Origin of the sequence: Pseudoduganella dura, assembly GCF_009727155.1 — a bacterium.
GTDB classification, from domain to species: Bacteria; Pseudomonadota; Gammaproteobacteria; order Burkholderiales; family Burkholderiaceae_D; genus Rugamonas; species Rugamonas dura.
Genome location: NZ_WNWM01000002.1, coordinates 1,621,288 through 1,633,251, shown reverse-complemented (window position 1 = coordinate 1,633,251; position 11,964 = coordinate 1,621,288). Strand labels below are relative to the sequence as shown.

Genomic DNA, 11,964 nt, shown 5'->3' with positions numbered 1-11,964 from the left:
AGTACCGTTTTGCTGCCCGGCCATGCAGCCAAGCTTTACAGGCCGGCTTTACAGGCCGCCGCGGTCGCGCAGCAGGTTTTCCCACGCCGGCACGGCGGCGCGCCAGAACGCGGGGATGGTGCCGGCCTGGATTTCCATGCCGAGAAAGCGGGCCGCGGGCAGTAGGCTGCCCGCCAGCAATTGCGCCGGCGGCGCGCCGTTGTCGAACGCCGCCGCGCCGGTCTGCTTCGACAGTTTTTCGCCATCGGCATTGACCACCACGGGCACGTGCAGGTAGCGCGGGTGCGGCGCGCCCAGCAGCTCCTGCAGGTAGAGCTGGCGGGGCGTGGAGTCGAGCAGGTCGGCGCCGCGCACGATGTCGGTGATGCCTTGCGCGGCGTCGTCGACGACCACGGCGAGCTGGTAGGCCCAGAAGCCGTCCGCGCGGCGGATCACGTAATCGCCGACTTCGGTCGCGATGTCCTGCTCGACATGGCCGTGCCAGCGGTCTTCGAAGCCGATCACGCAGGTGGGCAGCGGCGTGCGCAGCCGCAGTGCGCGCGGCGCCTTGCCCGGCGCCAGGCCGGCGCGGCACGTGCCCGGATAGACGAGGGTGGCGTTGGGTGGCAGGGCCAGCCGCGTTTGCAGGCGGGTCTGTGAATCGGCGATTTCCCGGCGCGAGCAGCCGCACGGGTAGACGTGCGGCGCCAGTTGAAGCAGTGCCGCTTCGTACAGGTCCCCGCGGCGCGTTTGCCACGTGACCTCGCCATCCCACGCCATGCCGCAGCGCCGCAGCGACGCGAGAATGTGCTCATCGGCGCCGGGCACGTTTCGGTCGCGGTCGACATCCTCGATGCGCACCAGCCACCGGCCTTCGTGCACCTTCGCGTCGAGGTAGCTGGCCATCGCCGCCACGAGCGAGCCGAGGTGCAGGGGACCGGTGGGAGAGGGGGCGAAGCGGCCGATGTACGAAGTCATGCGCGAAGTATCGGTGAACGCGCGGCCGGGCGTCAACCGGACGCCGCCCGTTGTCACGCGGCCGCCAGCGCCGCCGTGAGCGCGTCGAGGAAGATGCGCACGCGCAGCGGCGTGTAGCGGCGCGTGGGCAGCAGTGCCCACACATCCTGCTCGCCGGGATCGCCATCCCGCAGCGCGATCGATACCAGCTTGCGCTCGGCCAGCGGCTGGCGCACGTCCCACCAGGTGAGGCGGGCGATGCCGAGGCCCTGCTCGGCGGCGGCGCGGATCGCGCCCACGCTGGTGCTGGCGAACGCGCCGTCGACCTGCACGGTGCGTGCGCCGTCGTTGAACGTCCACCCGTTCAGGCCCTGCAGGACCAGGCATTGGTGCGATGCCAGTTCCTGCACGGTGCGCGGCGTGCCGTGCCGCTTCAGGTAGCGGGGCGATGCGCACAGGATGCGGGGGTTGCCCGCGATGCGCCGCGCCACCAGCGCCGAGTCGCGCAGCGGGGCGATGCGCAGCGCCACATCGAGGCCTTCGCCGACCAGGTCGACGATTCGGTCCGTCAGGCGCAGGTCCACGCGCAGCGCCGGGTGGTCGGCCAGCAATTGCGGAATCAGCGGCATGATGGCGCTCTGGCCGAACACTTCCGGCGCCGTGGCGCGCAGCACGCCGCTGGCGGTGACGCTGGCCGGCGCAAGCGCGGCGCGCGCCGCGCGATCGGCACGGCCGCATTCGACGGGATCGAGATCCATGGCGCCAACGGCTACCTGCTCGACCAGTTCCTGACCGCGCACACCAACCTGCGCACCGATGGCTGGGGCGGCACTACCCACCAGCGCCTGAAACTGCTCGTGGCCGTGTGCGACGCGGTGCGCGCGGCGGTGGGTGACGATATGCCGGTGGGCATGCGCATCTCGCAGGGCAAGGTCAACGACTTCACGCACAAGTGGGGCGGCGGCGAGGCGGATGCGGAAGCGGTGTTCGGCACGCTGGCGGATGCGGGCCTGGACTTCATCCACGTGACCGAGTTCGAAGCGTGGCAGCCGGCGTTCCCGGGCGGCGCCGACAGCCTGGCGACACTGGCACGCCGGTATGCGCCGGGCACCACCCTGATCGCCAACGGCAATCTGCACGACCCGGCGCGCGCCGCGCAGGTACTGGACGGCGGCGCGCACATCGTGGCCCTTGGCCGCGGCGCGCTGGCCAACCCGGACTTCCCCCGCAAGCTGGCCGAAGGCACCGGCCGGGCCGCGTTCGACAACACGATCCTCGGCCCGATCGCCGACATCAAGGCGCGCGAGCTGGCGTGACCCGGGGCGCCGGGGCGCGGCGATGGACAGCGATGACGGCGTGCTCTATATTCGGCGCTCGACCATGCCCGGGGATTCCAGGATGCCTTCGCAACGCTTGCTTTCCCTCGACGCCTTCCGCGGCTTCACGATCGCCGCGATGCTGCTGGTGAACAATCCCGGCGATTGGGGCAACCTGTATTCCCAGCTGGCGCATGCCGACTGGCACGGCTGGACCTTCACCGACTGGATCTTTCCCTTCTTCCTGTTCATCGGCGGCGTGTCGATGACGCTGTCGCTGGGGCGCCAGGCCGATGCCGGCGCCGACCGGCCCGCGCTGCTCGCAAGGCTGTGGCGGCGGGCGGCGCTGATCTTCGCGATCGGCCTGTTCCTCAACCTGTTTCCCGCGTTCGATTTCGCCACCGTGCGCATTCCCGGCGTGCTGCAGCGGATCGCGCTGTGCACCGCGCTGGCGGCGCCGATCGTCGTTTACTTCGGCTGGCGCGCGCAGCTCGGGTGGATCGCCGCGCTGCTGGCGCTTTACAGCGGCGTGATGCTGCTGTTGCCGGTGCCGGGCGCCGACGGCGCCATCGCCGCGGGCGTGCTGGAGAAGGGCGGTGACGCGGCATCGTGGATCGACCGCATGCTGATGCCCGGGCACTTGTGGGCGCCGGCGAAGACATGGGACCCGGAAGGACTGTTTACGACCGTTCCCGCGCTGTGCAGCCAGCTTTTCGGCGTGCTCGCCGGCAGGTGGCTGGCCGCGCATGTCGATGACGCCGGGCGCACCGTCTGGATGCTGCTGGCCGGGCTGGCGTTCGTGCTGGCCGGCGCGATGCTGGACGTGGTGCTCATGCCGGTCAACAAAAGCCTGTGGACCACGTCGTTCTGCGTGATGACCACGGGCTGGGCGCTGCTGGTGTTCGGGGCCTTCTACTGGCTGCTGGATGCGGCGCCGTCCACCGCGCTGCGGGCGCGCGCCGCGGCGCTGGCGCGACCGCTCGTCATCTTCGGCATGAATGCGCTGTTTCTGTATGCGCTGTCCGGCCTGGCGGCGAACGCGATCGGCCACTTCGGCTGGAGCGCGGCGCTGTATGCGCCGATCGCGGCGCTGCCGGTGTCGCCGAAGGCCGCTTCGCTGCTCCATGCGGTGGCGTTCGTGCTGGCCATGTTCGCCGTCGCCTGGGGGATGTGGCGACGGCGCTGGTTCATCAAGGTATGAGCGGCGGGTCCGGTTACCTGCGCTCGGTGGCGAACACCAGCAGGCCGGCGGCGGGGAACATCAGTCCCGTCGCCAGCACGCCCTGCCAGCCATGGTGGGCATACATCCAGCCGCCGGCCGACGAGCCGATCGCGCCGCCCAGGAAGAAGATCGCCATGTACAGGCCGTTCAAGCGCGAGCGGATGTCGGCGCCGAGCGCGTAGATCGCCCGCTGGCCGGTGACCAGGCTGGCGGAGACGGCGCTGTCCAGCACGATCGACGCCGCCACCAGCAAGGCCAGTTCGAACGTGCGGCCGCCGTGTACCAGCAGCGGCGCGGCGAACGACAGCACGCCGGCGATCAGGGCCATTGCCGTCGTCGAGCGGGACTTGCCCTGGTCGGCACGGCGGCCGGCGATCGGCGACGCGAGGGCGCCGGCCACGCCGGCCAGCGCGAAGAGCGCGATGCCGGTCTGCGACAGGCCGAACGCGGGGCTGGCGAGGATCAGCGGCACGGTGGTCCAGAACAGGCTGAAGGCGCCGAACATGCAGAACTGGTAGGCGGCACGGCGGCGCAGGATCGGCGTGGTCTTCAGCAGGTGCCACAGCGATGCGAGCAGCGCAGGGTAGGTGCTTTCATGGTCCGGTTCGCGTTGCGGCAGGCGGCGGTGCAGCACCAGCGCCAGGCCGGCGGTCAGCACCGCGGAGAGCACGAAGATCACGTGCCAGTTGGAGGCATCGGTGACGAGGCTGGACACGGGCCGCGCCAGCATGATCCCCAGCAGCAGGCCGCTGACGACGGTGCCCACCGTCTGGCCGCGGGTTTCTTCCCTGGCCAGGTGCGCTGCGAACGGCACGATGATCTGCGCGGCCACCGAGCCGAGGCCGATGCAGAACATCGCCACCAGGAACAGCGCCGCGCTGGTGCTGAACGCGGCCACGGCCAGCGCGCAGGCGGTACCGGCCAGCGCCATGACGATCAGCTTGCGGTTTTCGACCAGGTCGCCCAGCGGCACGATGAACAGCATGCCCAGGCAATAGCCCATCTGCGTGAGCGTGACGATCAGGCCTGCCGCGCCCGGATCGAGCCCCGTCGCCCGGCTGATCGGCCCCACCAGCGGCTGCGCGTAATACAGGTTCGCGACGATGAGGCCCGTCGCCGTTGCCATCAGCCACACCATGGCGGCGGAAATATCTTGTTGTTCTTGTTGTTGGACGTGCACTGCTACTCCTTCTGTTGCTTTAAAACTTCGGGGGACAGTCCCCCATAATAGGAAATATTTCCTGAAAACGGGGTCTGACCCCGGTTTTGGGAAATATATTCAGGCGGTACTAAATTGAGGTGTCCAAGGGCGCCAGCTGGAGAGCCGGACGGAAAGCGCAGCCGGGCCGTTGTTTTGTCCGCAAAAATCCTGCTATCCGTTGCGCAAAAAGCCCCGGGGACTGTCCCTATTTTCTGGAATATTTCCAGAAAATAGGGACAGTCCCCGAATTCAGGCAATATTGCCGGACGCCTAGCCGGCCGCGAGGATCTCGCCGAGGATTTCGTACGAGCGCAGCCGGGCCTGGTGGTCGTGGATTTGCGAGGTGACCATCAGTTCGTCGGGCCGGGTGCTGGCGATGAAGGCGTTCAGCTGGGCGGCCACGGTGGCGCGGGAGCCGGTGGCGGTGCACGACAGCACCGAGTCCAGCATGGCGTTTTCCTGCGGGCCGAGGGTGGCGCGGTAGTCCGCCTGCGGCGGCGGCAGTTTCGACGGCCGGCCGGTGCGCAGGTTGACGAAGGCCTGCTGCATCGACGTGGCGAGGAACTGCGCCTCTTCATCCGTGTCGGCGGCGAACACGTTGTAGCCCAGCATGACGTAGGGCTTGGCCAGCTGCGGCGACGGCTTGAAGTTGTCGCGATAAAACGCCACCGCCTGCATCATCATCTGCGGCGCGAAGTGCGAGGCGAACGCGTAAGGCAGGCCCAGGTGCGCGGCGAGCTGGGCGCCGAACAGGCTCGAACCGAGGATCCACAGCGGCACCTTGGCGCCCAGGCCCGGCACGGCCAGCACGCGCTGGCGCGGCGAGTCGCTCATGTAATCCTGCAGTTCCAGCACGTCCTGCGGGAATTCGTCCGCATCGGAGCCGAGGTTGCGGCGCAGCGCGCGCGCCGTGGTCTGGTCCGAGCCGGGCGCGCGGCCCAGGCCCAGGTCGATGCGGCCGGGAAACAGCGCTTCGAGCGTGCCGAACTGCTCGGCGATGACGAGCGGCGAGTGGTTCGGCAGCATCACGCCGCCGGCGCCGACGCGAATGGTCTTCGTGCCGCCGGCCACGTGGGCGATGACGACGGCCGTGGCGGCGCTGGCGATGCCCGGCATGCCATGGTGTTCGGCCAGCCAGTAGCGGTTGAAGCCCCAGCGTTCGCCGTGCTGCGCCAGCGCCAGCGTGTTGCGCAGCGATTCGCCGGCGTCGCTGCCTTCGGCGATGGGGGAAAGATCGAGTATCGACAGTGGAATCATATGGTATTCGAGGGCTGCGCCGATGGATGGACGCGACCCCTGCCTTTCATTGCAAAGTTCCCGTTTCGGGCGTGGCCGGAGGCAAAACTCAAACGGAGTCGTACATTGTCCCACGGCTGGCGCGATCCTGCAGGAGGGCGCGCAGCTGGAACGGCGGCAGGGGTTTGACGATGTGCCGGTCGAAACCGGCCGCTCGCGAGCGTTGCTGGTCCTTGTCCTGGCCCCAGCCAGTGACGGCCACCAGAAGGCAGTCGCGGTGCCGCGGCTCGGCGCGCAGCCGCCGCGCCAGCTCATAGCCATCCATGCGCGGCATGCCGATGTCGAGGAAGGCGATGTGGGGATCGAAGCTTTCGGCGCAATGCAGCGCTGACAGCCCGTCGTAGCACACATTGACCGTTTGTCCGGCGGCGATCAGCAGTGTGCGCAACGTATTGGCATGGTCGATATTGTCATCGGCGACCAGCACGCGCAGGGGCGGCAGCGGCGCAGCGCCGGCATCGTGCTCCGGCGCGGGGACGGCATCGGCATCGGCCAGCGGCAGCTCCAGTGCGAACGTGCTGCCCAAGTCCTTCCCGGCGCTCGATGCCGTCAGCGTGCCGCCATGCAACTCGACGAGCCGTCGCGCCAGCGACAGCCCGATGCCCAGGCCCGCCTGGGCGCGGCCCAGCGAACGGTCGGCCTGGAAAAAGATGTCGAACACGTGCGGCAGTACGTCGGCGGCGATGCCGATGCCGTTGTCGCTGATTTCGATGCGCACGCGGTCCGGCCCATGCAGGCACACTGCCTGCAGCGCGATGCGGCCGCCGTTCGGCGTGTACTTGGCGGCGTTGTTGAGCAGGTTCGACAGCACTTGCGCGAGGCGGGTCGCATCGCCGTGCAGCACCACGGGTGCCTCCGGCACGTGCACCGACAGCGCATGGCGGCGCTGCGCCACCAGCGGGCTGGCCGTTTCCAGCGAATGCGTGACGACGTCCTGCAGCAGCATCGCCTCTTCGCGGATGCTCAGCTTGCCCGTGGTGATGCGCGAAACGTCGAGCAGGTCGTCGACCAGGCGCACCATCTGTTTCAGCTGGCGTTCGATAATGTCGAGCACGTTCGGCGGCGGCGGCTTGCCGGGCCCGCCGAGGCGCATGATCTCGAGCGCGTTGACGAGCGGCGCCATCGGATTGCGCAATTCGTGCGCCAGCGTGGCCAGGAACTCGTCCTTGCGGCGGTCCGCCAGTTGCAGCGCTTCCTGGGCCGCGCGGCGTTCGCGCAGTTCGTTGTCGGCGCGACGACGCGCATCGTCCAGCGCGGCGGCAACGCGCACCAGCGAATCGGCCACCTGCTGGGCCTCGGAAAAATCGACCAGCGCGGGCCTGGCGACCTGCCCGGTGCCCAGCGCGGTCGCCGGCTCGATCAGTGCCTGCACCGAGTGGGCGATGCGTCCGCCCACGAGCCAGGCCATGCCCAGCCCCAGCGCCAGGATCACGACGGTGGCGATGATCAGCGATTCGAGCGTTCGCATCAGGCCGGCGGTCAGGTTCGCGTGCGGCACGCCCAGCGTGACGCTCCAGCCGGACTTGATGGAGCGGCTGTACAGCATCACGACGCGATTGCCGTCGACGGTGGCGCCCTCGAACGTGTCCTCGATCTGGCGGCGCATGCGCTCGACCACGTCGGCCGAGGGCAGGGTGCCGAGGTAGCGCTCGATGTCGACATTGCGCGCGACGATGCGCAGGTCGCCATCCAGGATCGCCGCGCGCCACGTGGCGGGCACCTGCTGGTCGCGCAGGATCGCGCCCAGCGAGGCCGGCAGCACCTGCGCCGCCAGCATGTAGCGCACCGCGCCGTCGCGCACGACCGGCACGCCGACCGTGATCGTCTGCCCGGCGCGGCCTGGTGTCAGGCCGGTGACGACCGGCTGGGTGGTGCGCAGCACTTCGTGCAGCAAGCCGGCGTTGCCGGGGGCGGCCGCCTGTTGCGCCTGCTCCCGCCGGGCCGTGTTCATCAGCTGGCGCCCGCTTTGCGCCTCGTACAGCACGATTTCGGTGATCGGCAGGATCGCATGCACATTGCCGGCCTGCCGGCGGAATTCTGCGATGTCGGCCTCGTCGATATCGTCGGACACCGACAGCGCCGTCAGCGCCGTGACGACGGTATCGAAATCGCGGTCGACCACGGAAACCATCGAGCGCGCGGTCGCCATCGCCTCGCCCAGCAGGCTGGCGCGTTCGACACGGTAGTGATCGTAGATCAGGAATGCCGAGACAATCGCGGCGGGCAGCACGCAACTGAGCACCAGCAGCGCAAGCCTGAAACGGATGGTTGGCAGGCGCGGATAGGCGAGGGATGGTGGCTGCACGGGGACGGGGAGCGGCGTAAACGCTGATGAATGTTGTGCGAAGGTACCATAGCTTGAGCACCGGTGACAGCGGGTAATTGTTTCGCTGTCCTGTCCGGGCGGGTATATGCCGGATCTCGGGTCATGAGTCCACTGGTTGCGCAAGTTCGCGTGACGGCGTGCGGAAGTTAATGCGGGAAGTCGAAAATCGATTGTGTACCGCAGAAGCGCTGATCCATTCGTAGCGGCGATCCTGGCCCCGGGAGACTAATATCATCGACCAGAATTAAATCGGCGCTTCCCTGGGCGTGACAAAATGCCAGCAATGCTGGCAATCGAATAAAGATATTAGATAAATATTTATCCGATGACCATGTGGCCGAAGTCGAAACACATTGTTGTTTCAACCCGGCCTTTTTTCTTCGCCCTCCACAAATAATTTTCCTCAGGGCGCAAATTCCTTTACCATCAGCAATAGAACCGCTTTTACGCGGTCGCCAGCCAGTGCCCGGCGGACTCCAGGGCATTACCGTTCATCTTTCGGATCGATGCCGGCCTTATTCAAAAGGCGGGCCGGGAATCTTGCATGCTGCGCTATCTGACTTTCGTTGTTGCCCTGTTTATTTCGTGGTCCGTCAACAGTATGGAAATGAATGTCCCCAACGCGGTGGCAGCCGCGGAGCCGATCGAACTGAAGCCCGTTCCCCGGCGCGGTGCGCTGTACCGTGTGCAGCATGACGGCAAGACCAGCTACCTGTTCGGTACCATCCACGTGGGCAAGCAGGGCTTTTTTCCGCTCGAGCCGGAAGTGACCCGCGCGCTGGATCATGCCAGCTCGCTCGTGCTCGAACTCGATACCCGTGCCTCCGAGCCATTCCAGCGGGCGCTGGCGAAGTACGGCAGTTATCCGGCCGGCGAGTCCATCACGCGTCACCTGTCGCCGTACGCGCTGGCACGGCTGCAGGGAGCGCTGGCAAAGGCGGGCATTCCGCTTGCGACGGTCGAGGGATACCGCCCATGGCTGGTGGCCAATATCCTGGTGGGCGGCGAGATCGAAAAGCACGGTTACCACCGCAGCAATGGCGTCGAGGGTTTCCTGCTGTCTGCCGCGGTAAAGCAGCGAAAGCCCGTGCGCGAGCTGGAAACGGCCGATTACCAGCTCAGCCTGTTTGCTTCGCTGGACGATGCGCAGCAGGAGAAATACTTGCTGGAAAACCTGGACGACCTGGAAAACGGCAAGGCCGTGCAAAAGTCGGCCGGCCTGATCGATGCATGGAGCACCGCCGACGCGGCGCGGATCGCCGCCCTGGCGCGCGAGCTGACCGCGGGCGACTCGGTGACGGCCACCTTCATGGACCGCACGCTGCTGCGCCAGCGCAACCCGCAAATGACGGCGCACATCGAAGCCATCATGCGTAGCGACGACGTGGCCTTCGTGGGCATCGGCCTGCTGCACCTCGTGGGCGAGGACAGCATTCCCGAGCTGCTGCGCCGCCGCGGCTACGATGTCGAGAAAATGTACTGAAGGAAGGCGGCCGCAAGTCCTGACGCCGGGCTGCCGCCTGGAACTGCCCGCCTGGCGCCGGTGCATTATTGCCGGGCGATAGCGCCATTGCTGTAGGTGACACGCTCGCCGACATTGAAGTCCGGCTGTGTTGCCACCACAACGCTCTGCACGCTGCCGTCATCGGTGCGCAAGGTGATGCGGTAGCCTCCCGGCGCCCCCATGCCGGGGACGATGCCGCCCGCGGCAGCCGCGCCCAGGGCGCCGCTGACGCCGATCTCCGCCTCGCGGACCGGTATCCATTCGATCTGCTGCACCACCCCCTGCAATCTCTGCATGGCCGCATCCTGCCCGGCGGGCGGGCAGCCGGGCTCTCCCGGCCGGGGGGCATCGCTGCCAATTCCGGGGCATCCCTCCGTGCCGATCCGGGTGGTGTCCGTGGTGCCCGTTGCGGTGGCGGCGATCCCGGCGCCATCGCTCCGGCCTTCGGCATGGCCGGTGGCCATGCCCGCGTTATCCGCCACGCCCGATCCGCCCTGCGTGCCGGCGCAGCCGGCCAGCAGCACGCATGCGGCCAGTGCAATGCGCGGCAGGGCGGGGTGGCCCGCGAAACGGCTTGCTGCGTTACCGGGTATATTTTTCACGGCTGTCTCCGAATGGGCTCCATGCCCGAATATATTGTGGACCGTCACGGACCGATGCGTTCGCGCCATGAAGATGACGCTTGATGCAAATCAAACTGTTGGGTTCGATGCAGCTTGATAATTACTCGCATAAGTATTGTATTAGACAACTATAAGGGTAATTATGCTCAAGCATCGGACGGAAACGGTGATCGCGGATCTTGTCGACGCAGCTTATGGCGGGCCGGGTGGCCGGCGCAAGCGGCATGTGTTGCGCCAGGCGCTGTATGCGCTGGTCCGGCTGGCAAAGGTGGAACAGTTGGTGGACATGCGCCTCGATGCCGAGCATGCCACCGGCGGCATGGTGGGGTTGCAACGGCAACGCCAGACGAAAGCCATGCTGCGCAAGATCGACATGGATGTGCAGGCCGGCCGGATGCGCCTAGGACACGATTGGGATTCTGCCCGTGAAAACCGTCGCCGGCAAGTGTTTGCCGATATTGAAAACGATTGCCGGAAGCGTTGACGCGACCGGGAGCACGGCCCCCGGCCGGCATCCAGGCCGGTTCTGCGCTGGCATTCAGCCCGCGATGGCGCGGAGTCTGCCGTTCAGGTCGGAACCTTGCGGGTGGTCCACAATGTCCACAGCAGCGTGGACGTCACGATGGCGGAAGTGCAGTCGACCATCCAGTCGCCGACCGCGCCGTGGCGGTAGGGCAGGAAGCTCTGCACCATTTCATCGAAGGCACCCATTGCCGCGATCGTCAGCACGGCTTTCGAGGTGCGCTGGGCCGGCGTGCCGCTACTGCCGGTAAACACCAGGAATGTCAGTACCGCGTACGCGCACGAGTGCAGCACGACGCCGGACGCGACCTCGGCCGCATCGGCCCGGGCGCCGGGAATCGACCCGATGATGACGATCAGCGCGAACAGCACCATGGCGCCCCAATAGCGCAAGCGGGAATGGACGGAGGTCAGCAGCAGGAGATGGAGTAGTTTCAGCACGGGGCGATACATCGTATTGGTAAAGCGTAACCATAGCATGGAAGGGAAAAAGAGCCCGCCGGTGCGGCGGGCAAAACCCTGTCCGGGCCAAGAGATGGTGGATCGACCGGCAATCGCCGGATCGACGATCGAGGCATTGACGATCGACGTATCGACAATCGATGCAGCGATAATCGATGCAGCGATAATCGATGCAGCGATCATGAAGCGACCTCGGGTGCATCGACGCCGGTGCACTTGCCAGTACGCCGAAGGATGGCGGCAATGGGAATAATGCGAATTCGGAGCGGTGTGCCGAAGCACACCTGAACTGCCACCACGCATATCGGTTGCATGTGTGGCAGATGAATTCAGTATAAGGAATCAATGTGACGTCGCCATGACAGCGCGCAAACTCCCTTGATCTGGCGCTGGCCGCGCCAAAAAAAAAGCCCGCTGGTTTGGCGGGCTTCAAACTATTATCTTGGAGGAGAATAGTGGAGACAGGTGTAATCATGCTGCATCGCCACATATTCGTCCAATTTTGATTTTCGATAATAGATATTATTTTTTCGAATAACTGTGCGGGTAACTCCGC

The 11,964-nt window shown here is 66.6% G+C and carries 12 protein-coding genes; 4 read left to right on the top strand and 8 right to left on the bottom strand.

The window, feature by feature from the left end; translation table 11 throughout:
• Positions 1-48 precede the first annotated feature (48 nt).
• Both gluQRS and GJV26_RS30110 read right to left on the bottom strand, forming a co-directional pair.
• Entirely contained in the window at positions 49-957 is a 909-nt protein-coding gene (gene gluQRS, locus GJV26_RS07325; RefSeq protein WP_229419200.1) for a tRNA glutamyl-Q(34) synthetase GluQRS, read from the bottom strand.
• Between the two features lie 53 nt (positions 958-1,010).
• Positions 1,011-1,565, bottom strand: coding sequence for a substrate binding domain-containing protein (locus GJV26_RS30110; RefSeq protein WP_229419199.1), 555 nt, complete (start codon positions 1,563-1,565; stop codon positions 1,011-1,013).
• Between GJV26_RS30110 and GJV26_RS07320 the strand changes: the two genes are divergently transcribed.
• Positions 1,548-2,252 (top strand): oxidoreductase, encoded by a 705-nt coding sequence (locus GJV26_RS07320; RefSeq protein ID WP_155708258.1) that lies wholly within the window; start codon positions 1,548-1,550, stop codon positions 2,250-2,252. The genes GJV26_RS30110 and GJV26_RS07320 overlap by 18 nt on opposite strands.
• Positions 2,253-2,334: 82 nt before the next feature.
• Complete coding sequence (locus GJV26_RS07315; RefSeq protein ID WP_155708257.1) at positions 2,335-3,453, top strand: acyltransferase family protein; 1,119 nt, start codon at positions 2,335-2,337, stop codon at positions 3,451-3,453.
• Between the two features lie 13 nt (positions 3,454-3,466).
• Here GJV26_RS07315 and GJV26_RS07310 read toward each other — a convergent pair whose 3' ends face one another.
• The 4 genes from GJV26_RS07310 to GJV26_RS07295 form a co-directional block, all read right to left on the bottom strand.
• Positions 3,467-4,612 (bottom strand): MFS transporter, encoded by a 1,146-nt coding sequence (locus tag GJV26_RS07310; RefSeq protein ID WP_155712304.1) that lies wholly within the window; start codon positions 4,610-4,612, stop codon positions 3,467-3,469.
• A gap of 333 nt (positions 4,613-4,945) precedes the next feature.
• Positions 4,946-5,932, bottom strand: a complete 987-nt coding sequence (locus GJV26_RS07305; RefSeq protein ID WP_155708256.1) for an LLM class flavin-dependent oxidoreductase — start codon at positions 5,930-5,932, stop codon at positions 4,946-4,948.
• A gap of 88 nt (positions 5,933-6,020) precedes the next feature.
• On the bottom strand, positions 6,021-8,276 hold the full coding sequence (locus GJV26_RS30670) for a hybrid sensor histidine kinase/response regulator (RefSeq protein ID WP_155708255.1): 2,256 nt from the start codon (positions 8,274-8,276) through the stop codon (positions 6,021-6,023).
• A 167-nt stretch (positions 8,277-8,443) separates the two neighbouring features.
• Positions 8,444-8,782 carry a hypothetical protein gene (locus tag GJV26_RS07295; protein ID WP_155708254.1) on the bottom strand — a complete coding sequence of 113 codons (339 nt, stop codon included), beginning with the start codon at positions 8,780-8,782 and terminating at the stop codon, positions 8,444-8,446.
• A 122-nt stretch (positions 8,783-8,904) separates the two neighbouring features.
• On the opposite strand from GJV26_RS07295, the gene GJV26_RS07290 reads away from it, so the two are divergent.
• A complete protein-coding gene (locus GJV26_RS07290; RefSeq protein ID WP_155708253.1) occupies positions 8,905-9,780 on the top strand; it encodes a TraB/GumN family protein in 876 nt (291 codons plus the stop codon).
• Positions 9,781-9,845: 65 nt separating this feature from the next.
• On the opposite strand, the gene GJV26_RS07285 is transcribed toward GJV26_RS07290, so the two are convergent.
• On the bottom strand, positions 9,846-10,403 hold the full coding sequence (locus GJV26_RS07285; RefSeq protein WP_155708252.1) for a hypothetical protein: 558 nt from the start codon (positions 10,401-10,403) through the stop codon (positions 9,846-9,848).
• 163 nt (positions 10,404-10,566) lie between these two features.
• On the opposite strand from GJV26_RS07285, the gene GJV26_RS07280 reads away from it, so the two are divergent.
• A complete protein-coding gene (locus tag GJV26_RS07280) occupies positions 10,567-10,908 on the top strand; it encodes a hypothetical protein (protein ID WP_155708251.1) in 342 nt (113 codons plus the stop codon).
• 83 nt (positions 10,909-10,991) lie between these two features.
• Here the strand turns inward: GJV26_RS07280 and GJV26_RS07275 are convergent, their stop codons facing one another.
• Entirely contained in the window at positions 10,992-11,591 is a 600-nt protein-coding gene (locus GJV26_RS07275) for a VanZ family protein (RefSeq protein WP_229419198.1), read from the bottom strand.
• Positions 11,592-11,964 lie beyond the last annotated feature (373 nt).